Below are 18,619 nucleotides of genomic sequence, written 5' to 3'. Positions count from 1 at the left end.
AACGAGGCCCTGATGAGATTATCAGGGCCTCGTTTTTTTTATTTGGTGGTCACGCTTAGGCTCGCACCTTTTATTTGTTTAGCATTTACAGTCAGGTTAATTTTACCAGCTTTCGTTCCGGAAGCAACCGTAACCACCAGCATACCATGAAAAGCTTTCATATGGGGCAAATGGAATAATTCCAGATCTGCAGCATCACCATTCGCAACAACTTTAAATTCCCCGGCGCCCGTTACTTTAAAACTCAGCTCATTGGAAGCATCAGGACAAAGATTGCCGTCCTTATCTAAAATTTTCACTGTTACATAACTTAAATCCTTGCCATCAGCATCTATTACCTTTCTATCGGCCTCTAAAACCAAATGGTCTGGTTTTCCCGCGGTGCGGACAGTTTCTTCGGCAGCAGCCTTTCCATTTTCGTCATAAGCTACCACCCTGATATTTCCAGGCGCATAAGTAACATCTTTCCACATCAAACGGTACCTTTTAATACTTGAACTCTTATCCTTTGTCTGCCTGCCCATACTTTTTCCGTTAACAAAAAGCTCGGCGGAAGGATAACTGGTATAACAGAACACCGGGGTAACCTGCCCTTCCCTGCCAGGAAAAGTCCAGTGAGGTAAAACATGTAAAGTAGGCTGGGTGGTATTCCATCTGCTCCGGTATAAATAATACCTGTCTTTTGGTATTCCCGCAAGGTCTATGATCCCGAAATAAGAACTATGCGAAGGCCATTTTTCATCATATGGTGTAGGCTCGCCCAGGTAATCAAAACCTGTCCACACAAATTCTCCCATTACATACTCCAGGTCGTCCTGTTTTACAAACTCATCATCGGGGATCTGCGACCATACACAAAATTCAAAATCATAAGAAGAACTCTGGTTATCGGCATACATTTTATTCTTAAAGAACTCTACAGGAAACTTGTACACACCACGGGAGCTTACAGTAGAAGCTGTTTCCGTGCCCATCAAAAATCCCTGTGGCAAGCGTGTATTAGCCCTTTCATACCAGGCTGGTTTATAGTTAAATCCCGGAATATCCAGCGCAGCGGCAAAATTATTATCTAAAGCATCCTTGATCCTGTCCATGCCAGCCGTTACCGGACGTGTAGGATCTTCACGATGACAAATATTTTTAAGGAAGGTAAGGATCTTGTTCCCGTTTACAGAAGCCTGGTCGGGCACCTCATTACCGATACTCCACATGATCACCGCCGGGTCGTTCCTGTCCCTGCGCACCATATTTACCATGTCTTTCTCAGCCCATTCATCAAACAGGTGACTGTAACCGTTGGTTACCTTTGGCGATTTCCATTCATCAAAAGATTCTACCATTAGCATGAAACCCATTTCATCACATAACCTTACCAATTCCGGAGCGGGCATATTGTGCGAAGTGCGGATCGCATCGCAACCCATATCTTTTAAAATGGTTAACTGTCTGCGCAAAGCGGCAACATTGATAGCGGCACCAAGTGGCCCAAGGTCGTGGTGGTTATTTACCCCTTTAAACTTCCTGTATTTGCCATTCAGGGAAAATCCCTTTACAGGCTCAAATTTTATGGTACGGATACCAAAAGTGGTAGTATATTCATCTTTTAAAACATCCCCTGCGTATAACTTGGAAACCGCCGTATATAAATTAGGTGTTTCCGGCGACCATAAAGCAGGTGTTTTAACAATCAGCTGCTGTTCAAATTCAGATTGATCTGTTTCTGTTAAATCAGAAGTCGTGGTACCCACTTCTTTTCCGGCAGCATCTTTAATTGCTGTGACCAGGCGTAAACCTGCTGTATTAACAGATTGACCTTCTACTTTTGTTTTCACTTTTACCTTTGCAAAAGTGCTGTTGATCTCTGGTGTAGTAATATAGGTACCCCATACCGGAATGTGAATATCATCGGTAACGATTAAATGTACATTTCTATATAAGCCGGCACCCGGATACCAGCGGGATGCTTCAGGAAGATTTTGCAGTCTTACCGCCAGTGTGTTTTCTTGGCCTGGCTTCAGAAAGGAAGTGATATCTACAGAAAACGAAGTATAACCATAAGCCCAATGTCCGGCTTCTACGCCATTTACAAATATTTTAGGATAACTCATTGCACCATCAAACAGTAAAACTGCACGCTGGCCGGTTTTAAAAACGGCAGCATTTAATTGTGTGCGGTACCAGCCCACCCCTACAAATGGAAGGCCGCCGGTACGTCCTGATTTTCTGCTTTTTCCACTTTCTCCATTCTGCACAATTTGTACGTCCTGCACATCATTGTTCCCGTCGAAAGGCCCTTTAATAGCCCAATCGTGCGGTACAGTTACACTTTCCCAGCTTTTATCATTGAAACCTGTCTTTTCGGCACCGGCAACATCGCCTTTGCTAAATTTCCAGTTATGTGTTAAGGTATATTCTTTACGAGCCTGTGCAAATCCCTTGTTGATAAATAAAGTGAATAAGATCAATACAGACAGGAAACCGCTGTATTTAATTTTAGAGCTGATGGAACCAGTCATTGTTATCTTTGAGCTATAAGGATTGAAATAATAATTATACGACAAGGTATTAAATTATATCAGATCCCAGCAGATAATACAGCAGCTTTTGAGGCTCTACAGCAAAGAGGATAATTTACGTTAACTCCGGTTTGCAAAAGGGTTAAAATCCGGATAGTAGCAAAAATTAAAATCAGGTGCTTAGTTGTTCACATATGGGTTTTTAGGGATGCTGACCAAATGGTAGCCGTCTGCTTTTAATTGCTGAAGAGTACTTTCTTCAGGTACTTCCTTAAAAACTATTGCAGCCATTACCTGAGCGGGAACTAACTTTGTCTTAGACAGCAGATCGAGAAGCCCTTTTTTTGCCTTTATAGCCAATACCTTTCTGCTGGTGTCGTTTGTCTTTATATTTTCAGCTCCCTTAAAGTAGAAATTCGGATTGATTTTTTTAAAAGCTACCATAGGAAGGCCTAGTCCTGCTGCAAATTTTTCAAATTCCCTTTCAGAAACTTTATATACAAAATTGCCCACTGGTTCATAGGAGAACCGGTTTTTCCAAACTTTTTTCAGCAAACCCGCTTTCCCTGAGAGCAAATTATTCATCATCAGCAACAAAGGCATTTTAGAAACAGGGTCCTGAGGTTCTATAATCACTATACCTTTTTTTGCTACCCTGATCATTTCATATAATGCAGCATAAGGCCTGGGGAAATGATGATAAGACTCTTTGCAGAGTACATAATCAAAGCTATTGTCATTAAATGACAGATGCTCAGCATTTTCAGCTGCGTATTCTTTAACAATTCCCTCTTCCTTTGCAACAGATAAAAAATCGGTGTTCAAATCCGTCGCTAAAGAACTGTTGCCTTTTGATAAAATATATTGTGCATCAAAGCCGTATGCATCTCCTACTGTTAACCAATGCTGTGTTGGAATACTTAATAAAGGATCTAAACAGTGAAAGAAAATGTTCTGAAGCCATACGGAGATGGTATTTTCAGGAATGGCCTTAGTTTTTCTATAGTAATCAACCTTATCCGATGCTGTAGGGAAATGCTGATTATACCATTCAATATGACGATCATAACTTTCTTCGTGGAACATCCAACTATATATTTACTTATTAATACGATCAAATATAATAAAAAACTAGTTAAAATTAATTATTTAGTCTTTTATTGAATCAAACCTAATTTGACAGAACCGGGATTTTAAAATAATTTACAAGTATGACTGATCGGATTTCATTTTGGCAATATTTTACACGTATTTACATTTCCGATAGATGAATTTATCGTTTCTACTACACTTTACGTTTCGGTTTAACAGAAGTTTTCGCTGTTTAAATACCATAACCGATGGAAACTAAAGGAATACACACGTTTATCTCATACTCATTCATTAACGATATTAGAAGCTAGTTTTTTGTCTGAGGGTGAGAAATCTTTAACATAATTGATCTGATCTTCCGGGCCTACACAAATTAACGTTGGATAAGAAGATGCAATTTCAGGGGCCAAAAAGTAATTTTTTTCATCAATTTTCACTTGTTTATTCTTCAGAAAACTATTACCCAGTTCAACTGCCAGTAACTTTTTATCACCCACGCCTGTAAACACGATCGTCAGATCACCTTTTAACTTAGCTTTGTTTTTTACCACAAAAAAAGTAGCATCGCTGATGCAACCCCCGCAACCGGCCCTTGGCACCACAAGGATGTAATTGGTTTTGATCTGATTGGAATGAATTGCATTCAAATATCTTTCCTGTTTAGGGTCTGTTTTTTTACTATGGCAGGAAAATACCGTTATTGAGAGAACTAACAAGAAAATAAGAACAATATTTCTTTTAAAAAGCGGATTTACATTTTTCATGGTTTTTTAACGATTTGATAGCGGTCAAAAAATAATTTATCATTGTTATTATTGTACTTTTCCCTGTTTAAAACATGCAAATAACCATTTAGCATAAACATCAGCCTGAAATCTAAAACCGAAAAATCGGGCAGGACCTGTTCGCCCGTTTTATTAAAATTATGGTCGAACAGCAAAAAAGTACATTTAAATTTAAAGCGTTTCTCAGGGTTCCTATACTCTTCCTTTGTCCTGGGTAAAAATGCAGCCCTGATATAGGTATCACTTTTATCATCATAAAAAATGGCGTAATAAGAAGGATTACATATTTCATGTTCAGCAGATTTAGCCATTAATTCACCATCAATTCTTTTTTGAACATCCTCCCTGTTTTTAAGAAAAGGATTGATCTCTTCAAAAAACTGACTGCCAATAAATGGTTCCTTCTTAACACGATTGTTCTTTAGATCATAACTGTACAGGAAAGGCTCAGCAGCATAACCCAGAATAACTTTGTTTTCTTTCGTATTCAAAGCACCATACAGGTAATATAATTTTTCATTATAGCCCCAATAGCCATAATCAAATATCTGTGGCCTGTTAAAATAGGCCGATTTTTTTCCTGTCTTATAATTTATTTTAATAATATCCTTTAGCATTGTTTGCGGCTCTGCCATAGAATTATAAGAACACATTAAAATCAAATCATCACCATAATGAACAATAGGAGAATAAGTGCCCGGATTAGGCTTGGCGATAAATGACTCGTTCTTAGACTCTTTTGAAGATGCATCCCTGCCCAGGTTAAATTTCTTCAGCACGGTTCCTTCTCCATTTAGTAAATACAAATGATCGAAATTGAAATAGGCAACCGTATCTAAACTAAGCATCTTGATCATAGAAGGAACCGTATTGGGATTTGTTCCATTTGGGCCATCTACAAAAAGCGGAATTTTTTTAATACATATTTTAGCATCGTAATCATAGATGAGGATAGATTTTGAAACGGGACTTAAAAAACTCAAGTAAGTTTTACCCGACTTTCGATCTTTAAAAATATCAATCCCGGGCAGATCACTGGTAGTTGATGTATCTGCCGGCAACTCGAGACAGTCTTTATAGGCCAAAGTAGATTTATCTTCATACTGAACCGAATTCTTTTTAGTGTAAAAAGGCTGCTGATCACTTTTATGCCGGCAGGAAACGACAATTAAGAAAACACAGAAAATGAGAGGATAATATTGCTTCATATTTTTAGGAAAAAGAACCGTTAGATCACGAATGAAGATCTAACGGTAAATAATTTACTAACCACCAACGTTATCGATGATAGTTCTTGTACCAGCACATTGACTACCTGAAGTAGCAGAGTGATTACATTCATTACCATAGGTTCCTGCAGTACAGAAGCCTACAGCAGGGCCAGAGGCAAGACTTAAACAAGCAGTACTAATAAAAATACCGCCAGCGTAAGCTGTTCCAGCGAAAGCTACCGCTACTACCAAAGAGGAAATTAACTTTTTCATAGTTTTAAATTAATTGGTTGAAGTCTACTCTATCATAGGTTTTCGACAATCCCTAGGCATTGTACAATTGCTTAATTTAAAATTATGGATATATTTTTTCTGATAAAGACGGTAAACTTTACATTATGTCGCTATTTCAGACATCTGTTATGGCTGATAATTGACATGACCAGTCAATCCATAGAAATTTGGATGATGATTAACTATAGAATAGCCCCGGGAAGGTTTACAGCAAAGACAACCCTCTTTATTTAAATTTTTCGTTTACTTTTAACAGTACTGTCTTCTATTAACTTAAAAAAGGTTTCTTTATAAGTCGTTCCTAGTTGAACCCTGCTCCTATCCTCAAGTATAACAGTATTGCCATCAATCTCTATAATCTTATCCGTATTGATCAGAAAAGATTTGTGGATACGCAGAAAATTTAAACGTGGCAAAAGTTTTTCCATTTCACCCATGGTCAAATAGGTAAGCTGATCACTTTTCGTGGTATGTATTTTTACATAATTAAGCGCGCCTTCTATATATAGGATCTCATTTTTGAGGATTTTTACAAACTTGCCTTTATCGGTTTTAATGAAAAACGAATCGATATGTTCCTGAGTAGAAGCATCAATTCTTTTAATTCTATGCACAGATTGCTGGAACCTTTCAAAGGAAAAAGGTTTTAATAAAAAGTCGTGCGCCTGCAGATTAAATGCGTTTACGGCATGCTCTTTAAAACCGCTGATAAAAATTATTGTAGTGTAATCGGAGATTAGACGATGCACATCAATGCCAGAAAGCTGAGGCATTTCAATATCCAAAAACGTAATGTCAGGTAAATGAATTTTAACTTCTTCTATCGCATCATACGGGTTATTAAATGTTTTTATAAGCCTCAGACCTGGAGTTTGTTCAATATAAAGTCTTAAAATTTCGATGGAATGAGATTCATCATCAATCACAAAACAATTTAAATCTTCCATTCTAATAAACAGCAATAAATATTAAATTCAATTTCACAATAACGACCTTTTGTTAATCCTACTTTGCTAAAATACATAATTATTTTCATAGTAATATTTTGAATTAAAAAATATTCTATTCTAAGTTTACAAACAAATGTAGATAATTATACATATTATATAAATCAAGTACATAAGGATTCTAATAGAAAAATATATCTACTTAAAATAAGTGTTCGTGTAATATATTTTTTTTCAAAGGGTTAGCCGTCTATTCTTGATATCGTAACCAAATAGACCAGTATTTTGATAATCAGCACATCAATTTTTATTATTTACTCCTAAACATACAGATCATAAAAAGTAATTGAAATAAAATAGCAGCTTATGAAAATTTGTCGATTAATCAATTATTTAACTTTAGTACTTCTGTTCCTATCATTAGCTGTTAGTAGTTGCAGAAATTCACCGGCTCAGGCAAGTTCTCTCTTATTAAAAAACAAAATTGAAAATCCAGTTACCTACGTAAAAACATATCAGTGCGCCAAAACAGAGTTTGACTATTCGATAGAGAGTAGCGGGAAAATACAACCCTTTTTTATACAAAAAGTGATGGCAGCCAGTAATGGGCTCATAGATATTTGCCTGGCCAGAAACAACCTGAGTTTTTCCAAAGGCAAACTAATTATTCAATTGGATACCAAGGATCTGCAAATAGGATTAAAAAGAATAGAAGAGTCCATCTTTAACAGCGAAACAAATTATAAAAGTGATCTTCTAAGTCAGGAAAGCCTTTTAAAAGGTAAACGGCAAGGGGTAATAGATACCGTTTACAGGAAATTAAAAGGAAATAACGGATTAAGCAGTGCCGAACTGGATCTCAAACTGGTAAAGCTTGATTTGGCTAAGTCTACCATTACGGCCCCTTTTTCAGGAACTTTAGTGAATGTAAAGGTTCAGAAAGGTATGTATGTAAAAAATGGCGATGAATTATTCACCATCTTTTCCCAGGATGAACTTTATCTGGAAGCAAAGATCCTTGAGACAGATATTGGTTTAATCAGAATGGGACAAACAGCATACGTTACCCCAATTTCTTCGGTTACTAAATATAAAGCAACTGTCTTTGAAATCAACCCTATGGTTGATGATCATGGAATGATTTCGATTAAACTCAAATTAGTTGATACCAGAGGCCTTATACCGGGTATGAATGCTAGTACGAACATCCTTATTCCCCAGCAGCGTGTTTTAAGCGTTCCCAAAGAAGCAATCGTAAACAGGAGCAACCGACAAGTCATATTTACTTACGAAAATGGGCTGGCCAAATGGAACTATGTAACTGTAGGCAGGGATAACGGAAAGGATATCGAAATCAAAGAGGGCTTAAAATCAGGCCAGAAAGTTATCCTGACCAATAACCTGCAGCTTGCCCATGACGCACCCGTAAAAGAAGAAAAATAATGAAGGTTATGATTACAACTAGCTAAACGATGGTCCGATTCCTGCTCCAGCGCCCGATTGCAGTCATCCTAACTTTCTCCCTACTGTTGATTGGAGGGTTCTTATCCATGCAAAAAGTACCCGTATCGCTTCTACCTACAATAGATATTCCGCAAATCGTCATTAAAATAGCTTATCCCAATACAGCTGCGGCAGCCCTGGAAGAGAATATTACAAAGCCCATAAGGGAGAATCTTTCCACCTTAAATAAACTGACCAACATTGAAAGCAGGTCTGCCAATCATGCGGCAACCATCAATCTTACGTTTGATTATGGTACCAGAATGGACTTCGCTTATATAGATGTCAATGAAAAATTAGACAGGATCATCAATGGGTTGCCTAAAGATTTACCCAGGCCCCAGGTAATCAGAATTAATACTTCAGATATTCCTATTGTCAGGATTCAGGTCATTCCGAAAAATGAAAATGATTATTTACAGGTTTCCCAGCTGACTGAAAAGGTGATCAAAAAAAGACTGGAAGAAATTGATGGAATTTCTCTGGTGGATATCAATGGTAAAAGATCTGGCTTTATTGCCATCACTCCCGACAGGCAATCACTATGGGCCTTAGGCCTTGATGAGACAGCAATCGCAAAGGCTATACAGGCCGCAAATATACAACTCGGAGATCTTTCCATTAAAAATGGTCAATATCAATTTTTCGTGAAACTGATCAGCGATCTACAGACGCCGGAACAGATAGTCAGCGTACCCGTAAAATTAAACAATAATGTCAGTGTTCCTCTAGGCCAGTTGTGTAAGGTTAGCCTGGATACCGAAAAACCTTTAGGTTTTCATTATTTTAATGGTAAAGAAGGATTAATTATTACCGTCCATAAACAGTCAGGCTCAAAAATGAACGAGCTGATGCCGAAGATAGACTCTGCTATTTCTCAATTCAAGCACGATTATCCTTCGGTTAGCTTTAATAAAACACAAGATCAGACTTATCTCCTGGACTCCGGGATATCCAATCTTCAGCAAGATTTAGTTTACGGCGGAATTTTATGTGTAGCTGTACTTTTTATGTTTTTGGGGAACTATGCGTCCCCGATTTTAATGAGTATCAGCATCCCCATTTCCCTGTTAATGACCTTCATTTTTTTCTATGCTTTTAATATTTCCTTTAACATCATTTCTCTATCCGGATTGGCGCTGGGCGTAGGTATGCTGATTGATAATTCGATCGTGGTACTGGACAACATTACCAGAAAAAGACGAATGGGATATTCGATGGAAGAAAGCTGCATCACCGGCACCAATGAAGTGATTGTGCCCATCATCAGCCAGGTGCTCACTACTGTTGCGATCTACGCACCACTGATCTATCTTAATGGAATGGCCGGCGCTTTGGTTTATGACCAGGCTGTCTCACTAACCATTTCTCTTGCCGTATCCTTACTGGTTGCTTTCTGTCTCACTCCCGTATTGTATAAACTATTCTTAAAAGCTACTCCCGAGCAGTTAAAAGAAGATACCCGTTTATATACCTGGATTTTAAATGGTTACCATAAAATGATAGATAACATCTTCAGAAGAAAGAGGTTATATTTCTTAGCTACCCTACTAATTATGCCAGTGGGATTCTTCCTTTTTAATTTTATCAAGGTTACCGCCCTTCCTCATATTACTGAAACTGAAAGTTTACTGAAAATTGACTGGAACCAGCCTGTGGGTATACAGGAAAACAGGATGAGATTATTGGAATTAAGCGGAATATTAAAAAACAACGCCGTTTGGGAGAGTGATATTGGTATTACACAATATTTACTGCAGCAGGAGAACAACAATATTCAGAGTGCTGAGATTTACTATAAATGCGGGTCTGAAGACACAAAGGCAGCGCTGGACCTTAAACTTAACTCCTGGCTAAAGCAGCACTACCCATCCTCAACGTGGAAAATAGAAAGTGCACCAAACGCCTTTACCCAATTATTTGGCAACAATGAACCTTTTATTGAAGTAAGAATGCGGTCGCTCAATGAGCAGAGTGTTGGAAACAATCTGGCAAGCCTGCAAAAATTCCTCCATAAAATTCCTTACCCGCATTGGGAGAAAGGGCTGAACTTTGTTGAAGAAGCAAATGTTGAAATGCATCTGGATAATCATAAAATGCTGCTTTACGGGATTAGTAAAGATGACATAGAAGCAAATCTGCAGCGGTTATTTGGTACGTACAACGTGGCAGAAATTAAAAGGTTCGGAGATGTGAAAATTTTAAGGATCACATCCCCTGAAAAGGATATTGACGACAAGCTGAAAAGTTTCATTGCAGGAAAAGACAACACACTTTATCCATTGAATACATTTATCAGTTACAATTATGGTGTAGAAAAGAAATATTTAACATCGGATAAAGCAGGTCTGTATGAATCGGTGACCTTTAATGACGATGCCCTAACTGACGTCCCTGCTTTACAAAAGAAATTAATGTTCCTGGCCGCGAAAGACGGACTTTCCCTTTCTTTCTCTGGTAAATATTACTCAAACCAATCTCAAATCCGTGAACTTGTAGTCATTTTCATCATTTCATTCCTGTTGTTATACTTCATACTGGCCGTACAATTTGAAAACCTGGTTCATCCCTTTATCGTCATGTTTACAATTCCCTTGGGTGTTGCCGGGGCCATGTTCATTTTAATTCTTGCAGGAGGTAAACTGGATGTAATGGCAGCGATAGGTTTCATCGTTGTACTGGGCATTATCGTAGACGACCCTACCTTAAAAGTGGAAACGATTAATCGGCTAAGAAAAGAACTGGAAGAGCAGGGACTAACAGATAAACGAGAAATCCTGATCAAAGCTTTACATGGCGCCGGTGAAATTTGTCTCAAACCGCTGCTCATGGTTTCCTTAACCACAAGCCTGGCATTAATTCCGGTTTTATTTACCGGCGGCATAGGAAACGACCTGCAGAAGCCAATGGTATATGTCATTGTAGGTGGCCTCACTATCGGAACTTTTTTTACACTCTGGTTTATACCGCTTGCTTATTGGTTTTTAACAAAAAAGGGGAAATAAAATGAAGACTATATTAATAATCTGTATGATACTTTATTTGAGCATTTGTTCTTCCTGGGCCCAAACCGGACAATCATTTGCATTGGAAGATATCATTTCCCTGGCTAAACGGGAGTCATTATCTTCAAAGATTGCAAAGAGCACAAAGTTTAACCTGTATTATCAATACTTAAGTTATCAGGCCGGCAACAAGCCGCTTTTGTCCCTGACAGGTAACCTGCTGAATTTTAACAAAAATTATTCTCCCGTTACACAGCCAGATGGAACTGTAGTATTTTTACCCGTAACACAGAATTACGCCAATTTTGGTCTGGCTTTTTCTGAGCCCATCCAATCCACAGGAGGTACAGTCTCCATTAACAGCGGGTTACAGCGTTTTGACGATTTTGGATTAAAAAGCAAACAGTATAGTGGCATTCCTTTAAATGTAAGTCTTGAACAGCCTTTTTTAGCGTTCAATGAATATAAATGGAAAAAGAAAATAGAACCGCTAAAATTACAGGAGGCAGAGAAACAATACATAAAAGATACTGAAAGTATATCACTGCAGGCCACAAAAGATTATTTTGATGTATTAGATGCCCAGGCAAATCTGGAACTTGCGAAGAAGAACTTAGAGAGTCAAAAAATCATTTATGAGATTGAAAACAAGAGGGTGAGCCTTGGAACAACAACGAAAGATAAAATTTTGCAGATTAAGTTACAGCTTCTCAATTCCCAGCAGGAACTGGAATCCGCAAAAGTAAATATCAAAACAGCGCTGTCCAGTCTGGTCAATTATTCCGGGCTGGCAGATTCTGTTAAAATTCACTTACTGGTTCCTGAAAAGCTGCCGAAACTCAGTATTACAGCAGAAAAAGCAATAGAAGAGGCAAAAAAAAACCGCGCCGAGTTCATTTCCTATTTAAGAAGAAAACTGGAATCCCAGAGAGATCTTGATCAGGCAAAAAAAGACAGGTATAATGTAAAATTGATAGCTGCTTATGGATTAAGCGGTGTAGGTGAAACATTAGGTTTATTCTATAACCAAACACGTGCGCAGGCAAACGTTACGTTTACTTTAGCCATTCCGATTATCGATTGGGGCAGGACCAAACAGAAGATTAATATTGCGACCTCAAACCTGGAAACAGTAAACTATACCATTGCCCAGGAAGAAATAGAATTAAAACATGAAATTACGAACCTGGTAGATAACCTTCAATTGGTATCAAACAATATCTCTATCACTCAGCAGGCCGACACTATTGCGGAAGAACGTTATGAATTGACACAGGAACAGTTCCGGTTTGGGAAAACTACCGTAACAGAATTAAACATCGCATTAAATGAGAAGGATACAGCGAAGAGATCCTATATCTCTGCGCTAAGAAATTTCTGGGAATCTTATTATCAGCTTAGGGTACTTACGCTCTACAATTTATAAACATCAAGTTTCAAAGCCTTTTGCGGATCTCATTTTGTCTTTTGATATAAAAAGACAGGAAGTGCTATAAAGATGGCAAAGAACGAGAAGATCAAGCCACCTATTGTTCCTATAGCTAGTGAAAACCAAAACGGTTCATTAGGGCCGTCAATTAAAAAGGGAATTAAGCCACATATGGTTGCTGCCGTTGTAAGAAAAATAGTTCTTCCCCTGTTTATAACCACTTTTATCAAAGTCTTATTATAGGACTTATAAAATGGTTTTGCCTGGTTCAGGTCATTGACTATAAATATTCCTGCATTGACAATTAGTCCGCCAAGCATGATAAAAGAGGTATATCCCCCCTGGTCAAATGGAAAATCGAAGAGGTAAAAAGCCATAAACAGACCAATGAAAGAAATAGGAATGGTACAAATAATATAGAGTGGCTGCCGCAGGTTTTCAAAGAGAATAGCAATGATCACATAATTGAGGACCAAAAGAATCAGGACCAAAAAGAATTGTACATCTTTCGACTGATCGCGGCTATGATCTCGTTGTATCCTGGCCAAATAACCTATTGGTATTTTTTTATTGATCAAATTTAATTTTTCCAAAAGAAAATGGGTACCCAGCTCATAAGAGCCCATATATTCTAATCCGATTACTTTGATGTACTGCCGGTCTTCCTTATAGATCCGGGTAGCTGATTTTTGTAATGACACGCTGCCCATATCTTTTATCTTAACCTGATTGTCACTGCTGATCTCTGTATTCCCGTTGAGCATTTGATACTGGCTATACTCATCAGAATTTTTCTCCTTTATCATTAAAGGGTACAATTCATTATTGATCAGTATATGCGCAGCTGCGCTTCCCGGTTTGGCATAACCAACCAGCGCAGAAAGTAATTCCTGGGGATTAGTTTTAAAGAAGCCAAGCCGGTCATTATTTAAATTAAGCCTGTATTCCATTCCAACTTTTGTATTATCTGCTAAACTCGCATTGATGTTGATATTTTGAATACGCTTATTGATGGAGAGTTCTTGTGCAAGCTGGTTGGTGATGCGCTGTAGTTCATCATAATTGTAACCTCTTACAATGATTTTGAATGTAGGAACCTCATTCAAATCCTCATTGCTAAAGCCCCGCCCAAAACCAAAAATATTCCATTTCACTCCACCCCATTCCAGCGCCCTATCAGTAAGTAATGATTTGAGTTCAAATGGAAAATTGCTTTTTTCAGCTTGTTCATCAAATGTGATCACCATAGACCCCTGCTGACCGGAGTAAACATTGGTAACGTATGTATCGATTCCTTTAATCCCTGACAGATAATTTTCCAGATTTTCGAATATAGTATTCATCTGGAAGATCGTATTTCCGATGGGTAATTCAGCATTGACAAACAATTTAGTCCTGCCAATCTCACTGGGGCGACTATTTTCGTAAATCGTCGATTTAAAAAGATACAATGTTCCTCCAAGCAATCGATCAGTGATGGGTCTGATCTTTTCCTGGTAAAGCGCTGAACCCAGTGTTCTTTTATATAATTCACTATGATTAATTTTATCCGGCAGCATAAACAAAGGAAGTCCAAATAGGAATACGATGATGATAACGAACGCCTTCCTGTACCGGGCCAGAAAGCCAATCAAATGGCTATATTTTTTAAACCGGAGAAACTTAATCCTGGATATCTTTTTAATATAATTACCACGCCTGATTGGTTCCGTTTGAAAAAATATTCGGTGTAACCCTACCGTAAACCATAAATTTGTTAACAAAGAGGTGGTTAAGGCGATGATAATAATGACTGCAAAATCTTTCAAGTCTTTCTTTTGTTCTTCGGGCAAAAAGAAAATCAATAAGAGTGCGGTTATCGTGGTCAGCGTAGCTCCAAGCAGTGCCAGAAATACTTTACGGTTTCTATACTGGCTATAATAGTCTACCATAATGATAGCATGGTCGATCATAATTCCAAATGCAATAGACAAACCGGCAAGGCTGTAGATATGTATAGGAATATGCAGGTATCCCACCATTAATAAGGTTAAACAAAAATTCATGGTTAAACTTAAAAACAGGTTTAAAAGATACCGCCAGTTACGGTAAGACAATAGAACGAATAAAAGCAAAATCAATAAGGCAATAACTGTCCGGCTATAATTTTTAGTCAGTTCTTTATGCAGAAATTCAGTATCATCATAACTTAATCTTAATTCATATCCCTGGGGTAATTTAGCTTCAATATTTTTTAGCTGTTCTTTTACATCTTTAACAAATTTGATGATGTTGATACCCACCTTAGGATAAATACTCACATTAACAGAGTTTTTACCATTTATCCGGAAAAACTGGTTAGGCTCTTCTTCTTCGAAATAAACATCAGCCACGTCTTTTAATCGCAGTGCCGGATCGTGCTTTGATATAGCAAGGTCCTGAAGTGACTTAATATCCAATTGATTACTATTTACTTTAATAAATAATTCCTGGTGATTACTGGTTGTTATGCTGCCTGGATAAGAAGTCCTGGTTTGTTCACCGATGAGCTTTAAGAGCTGCGAGGGTTCTAGCTGATAACTTTTTAGTTTTTCCTGGTTATATTTAATCGTTACCTGCAACCCGCTTGCACCTGTAACTTCAACCTCTCCTACCCCCGGAACGGCAGACAGTGACTTTTTAATCAGTTCCTGCGTATTGTATTTTACTTTATAGCTGGCTTCCCTTGCATTTACCGTATAGATTAGTGTTGGCGACTTAATTTTCGCGGCCTGTTCATCTATGGCCTGACTAACGGTTGGATAGGAAATTTGCTCTGGTAATTGACTTTTAACTTGCCTGATCAGGGATAAGATTTCAAACCTTTTCATTTCCATGTCTGCATTACGATCAAAATGCAGTTGTATTTGTCCCAGACTATAGGAGGAGACTGATTTAATCTCTTTTAGATCGCGTAGCTGTGAAAAAACATTTTCCAGTAAGGAAGTGACTTGTAATTCAATGATATCTGGAGTTGCACCGGGAAGTGCAAAAGAAACAACCAATTCATTACCCGTATCTTCAGGCAGCAGGTTTATATTTAAATCAGGAAGGAATAATAAACAGCTTAGTGCAATTGCAATAAAAATAATGACTATTCTAAACGGGCTCGACATAGTTAGGCAGCTACATCTTATTGGAGAGCAAAGATCTTATATTGGCCAGTTCTTCTTTTAATAAAAGCATCACCTGGGTTTCAGCGTTTTCCACGGATTTCAATAAAACAATATGATTTTCAGTTTCAATCAGATGGATAAACTCAACAAGGCTAATGTTATAAAACTTGGAAAGCTTCAGGAATTTTGTGAGTGGAATTTCATTATTATCAGATTCCCAGGAAGCATAGGTAGATCTGGAAACAAATAATTCATCTGCAATTTGTTGCTGGGTAAAATTATGCCCCTTTCTTAATTTGATGAGTGAAGAACCATATTTAATATTCACAGGCTGATATTTTAGGTTAGCTAATTCTATTTCCAACAAGAATAAAAATGCCAGGGTAAAGTATATTTAGTTATAAAACAAGTATGAGAGAATATGATCGTTTTATAAGAATAATTTACACGTATCTAAATTTTTGATAGATGAATATAGATTTTGTTTGCCGATTGAGATTTAATTATATGATCCGCAAAGAGTTTATAAAATTCCTAGTCATAAATACTCCTCTTTTTCATATTGCTTGTGTATCAAAGGTCTTAATGACTTAACTTCTCTGATGGGAAATTTAAGAGGCGGATATCATATTACAGACTGATCTCATTCCCTTTCTACCCGGATATTTATATTTTTATAATTTAATAACTAATTTCTTAGTTATATCTTATAAATATATTTTATCTTTATAAGATCAAAGTAAATATAGAAAATCACAATTATTAAACATCATCTGTATGTCCATCAAAACAAGTTCAAGCTTCAGGTTCCTCCTTGCGATCATCGCGCTAATTTTACCATCAAAATCCTATTCCCAAAAGGAAAAGACTACCACCATCATTTTTAAGTATATTAAAGATTCATACATGGTTGATTCTTTTGCTTTCCCAATTGATAAGCCTTTAAATGGATGGTCATTTGAGCCGAGTGACAGATTCCCTCAAAAAATCATTTCGTTCACGCAAATGGGAGATACCTGTGTAACTACTTGTGAGTATAGCATAAAGGATACAACATGCGCCACTTTAGGTGACCTATATGGCCATGAGATCGTTGTAATTCCTGGCGATCATATTACAATCAATATCGGACCGAGAAACCACAACAAACTGGCGGGGAAATATTTCAAAGAATGGGCTCATGACGTTACATATTCCGGTAAAAATAAATATATCTATGGCCTGTTCGATTCATTATCAAACCTTGAAGGTGACCTTAGGCTCGGAAGCAGTGAAAGATTATCAAAAACTGATTCCACCCTTTCCCCTTTCTGTCATGCTGTTAAGGAACGTTATGTAAGGCGGCTTAATTTTGTGAATGACTATTTTAAAGAATACTTAATCCCTGTAAATATTCAAAAGATGGTATTATCAGAGATTTATTGCTCGTATCTACTTAACCTCACAATTCCATTGAACAGCGTAAAATTTAATCTTGATTCCTATCCAAAAGAATTTGCAGACCTGATCAAAAACAACAAATTCAACGATAAGAACCTTTATTTTAAAACGAATCAATATCAGCTTCTAGCCTACCAGTTTTCAAAAACAAATAATGAAACGTCATCCCGCCCGCCTTTTTCCAGCCAATCTTTAGTATCAATATACAAATTCATAAAAAAGAACAATAAGGGAAAGATACGTGATCATCAAATCACCGTGCATCTCGATCAGTATATTACTCAATATCATAGCTTCTCAAAACAGATTGACTCTCTTTATACTGATTTCAAAGGTTATTGTACAACTCAAAACTACATTGCGTTCCTGGATAGCGACATCGTAATTAATAGGAATGAAAAAATTCCTGTTTATACCCTTGATCAAGCAATGAGTTCTGAAATCAAAGACTCTACAAATACCAAAAGAACATTAAAAAGTCTTTTAAATAAAAAACCGGTACTCGTTATTTGTTGGGCAAGCTGGTGCAAACCCTGTCTTTATGAAATGCCATATGAAAGTGTATTAGAAAAAGAATACGGAGACAAAGTAGACTTTATTTACCTCTCATTTGATAACAATCAATCCGAATGGATATCAAAATCAAAAGAAATGAAAGTTAATAACAACAATTACCGGATAATAAATAATTTCAAATCACCTATGGCTATGTTCTATCATATGAGTTCGATCCCTCAATATTTTATCTATGACAGACAGGGTAAGCAAGTAGATAATAAGTTTAGGCCATCTGATAAAGAGTTTCGATCTGCACTGGATGGTTTACTTAAATAAATTCTGGAAGAATTTACCTTTGTATATAAAACATACTTGACAAGCTTTAAGCTAATCCTGCAGGCAATTTTATTAGACGCCTGCAGGATTCACTAAAAATTGTAAATTTCAACATCTATAATCCCTGTCAGCTTTCATACTGATACCTAGAAGCTATTGCATCAACTCCTGATCCCCAGGAGAAAGCTATCTGTAAAGAAGACCCAGAGCAATTGTTGGAATATATGATTACGCCCATAGTGAGAGGATAGTATAAACCGGTAAGTTATGAGGGAAAGCTTTGCGCCGATCATTAGCAGAAAACTAAGAAAAAGGATATAAGCTTAAGCGATATATCTAAATAAAAAAAGGTTAAAAACCAGAAAAGCCTCTCAGTTTCCTGAAAGGCTTTCTTTAAGATTTGGCACCGACCTACTCTCCCACGTGTTA

12 protein-coding genes are annotated in these 18,619 nt (G+C 37.2%); 4 read left to right on the top strand and 8 right to left on the bottom strand.

Annotation, left to right across the window (positions count from 1 at the left end):
* Positions 1-38: 38 nt before the first annotated feature.
* From galB to GSQ84_RS12290, 6 genes are all read right to left on the bottom strand, one after another.
* Positions 39-2,516, bottom strand: coding sequence for a beta-galactosidase GalB (galB, locus tag GSQ84_RS12315; protein WP_158797578.1), 2,478 nt, complete (start codon positions 2,514-2,516; stop codon positions 39-41).
* A 180-nt stretch (positions 2,517-2,696) separates the two neighbouring features.
* Positions 2,697-3,602 carry a class I SAM-dependent methyltransferase gene (locus GSQ84_RS12310; RefSeq protein WP_158797577.1) on the bottom strand — a complete coding sequence of 302 codons (906 nt, stop codon included), beginning with the start codon at positions 3,600-3,602 and terminating at the stop codon, positions 2,697-2,699.
* A gap of 290 nt (positions 3,603-3,892) precedes the next feature.
* On the bottom strand, positions 3,893-4,372 hold the full coding sequence (locus tag GSQ84_RS12305) for a hypothetical protein (RefSeq protein WP_158797576.1): 480 nt from the start codon (positions 4,370-4,372) through the stop codon (positions 3,893-3,895).
* Positions 4,369-5,601 carry a DUF4221 family protein gene (locus GSQ84_RS12300; RefSeq protein ID WP_158797575.1) on the bottom strand — a complete coding sequence of 411 codons (1,233 nt, stop codon included), beginning with the start codon at positions 5,599-5,601 and terminating at the stop codon, positions 4,369-4,371. The genes GSQ84_RS12305 and GSQ84_RS12300 overlap by 4 nt, the downstream gene beginning before the upstream one ends.
* A 57-nt stretch (positions 5,602-5,658) precedes the next feature.
* A complete protein-coding gene (locus GSQ84_RS12295; protein ID WP_158797574.1) occupies positions 5,659-5,877 on the bottom strand; it encodes a hypothetical protein in 219 nt (72 codons plus the stop codon).
* A 251-nt stretch (positions 5,878-6,128) separates the two neighbouring features.
* Positions 6,129-6,845, bottom strand: a complete 717-nt coding sequence (locus GSQ84_RS12290) for a LytTR family DNA-binding domain-containing protein (RefSeq protein WP_158797573.1) — start codon at positions 6,843-6,845, stop codon at positions 6,129-6,131.
* Positions 6,846-7,211: 366 nt separating this feature from the next.
* On the opposite strand from GSQ84_RS12290, the gene GSQ84_RS12285 reads away from it, so the two are divergent.
* From GSQ84_RS12285 to GSQ84_RS12275, 3 genes are read left to right on the top strand one after another with little or no spacing between them, the layout of a single operon-like run.
* Positions 7,212-8,288, top strand: coding sequence for an efflux RND transporter periplasmic adaptor subunit (locus GSQ84_RS12285; RefSeq protein WP_158797572.1), 1,077 nt, complete (start codon positions 7,212-7,214; stop codon positions 8,286-8,288).
* 29 nt (positions 8,289-8,317) lie between these two features.
* Positions 8,318-11,353 carry an efflux RND transporter permease subunit gene (locus tag GSQ84_RS12280; protein WP_158797571.1) on the top strand — a complete coding sequence of 1,012 codons (3,036 nt, stop codon included), beginning with the start codon at positions 8,318-8,320 and terminating at the stop codon, positions 11,351-11,353.
* A 25-nt stretch (positions 11,354-11,378) separates the two neighbouring features.
* The gene (locus GSQ84_RS12275; RefSeq protein WP_216848916.1) at positions 11,379-12,779 is read left to right on the top strand and encodes a TolC family protein; all 1,401 of its coding nucleotides are present in this window, start codon (positions 11,379-11,381) and stop codon (positions 12,777-12,779) included.
* Positions 12,780-12,808: 29 nt separating this feature from the next.
* Here the strand turns inward: GSQ84_RS12275 and GSQ84_RS12270 are convergent, their stop codons facing one another.
* The gene (locus tag GSQ84_RS12270) at positions 12,809-15,916 is read right to left on the bottom strand and encodes an efflux RND transporter permease subunit (protein ID WP_158797569.1); all 3,108 of its coding nucleotides are present in this window, start codon (positions 15,914-15,916) and stop codon (positions 12,809-12,811) included.
* Between the two features lie 10 nt (positions 15,917-15,926).
* Positions 15,927-16,244 carry a helix-turn-helix transcriptional regulator gene (locus GSQ84_RS12265; protein ID WP_158797568.1) on the bottom strand — a complete coding sequence of 106 codons (318 nt, stop codon included), beginning with the start codon at positions 16,242-16,244 and terminating at the stop codon, positions 15,927-15,929.
* A gap of 449 nt (positions 16,245-16,693) precedes the next feature.
* On the opposite strand from GSQ84_RS12265, the gene GSQ84_RS12260 reads away from it, so the two are divergent.
* Positions 16,694-18,190, top strand: coding sequence for a TlpA disulfide reductase family protein (locus GSQ84_RS12260; protein WP_158797567.1), 1,497 nt, complete (start codon positions 16,694-16,696; stop codon positions 18,188-18,190).
* The last annotated feature ends 429 nt before the right edge of the window (positions 18,191-18,619 follow it).

Source organism: Pedobacter sp. L105 (genome assembly GCF_009765875.1).
In the GTDB taxonomy this organism is placed as follows: Bacteria; Bacteroidota; Bacteroidia; order Sphingobacteriales; family Sphingobacteriaceae; genus Pedobacter.
The sequence above is the reverse complement of the archived record's forward strand: the minus strand, read 5'-3'. Positions and strand labels throughout refer to the sequence as shown.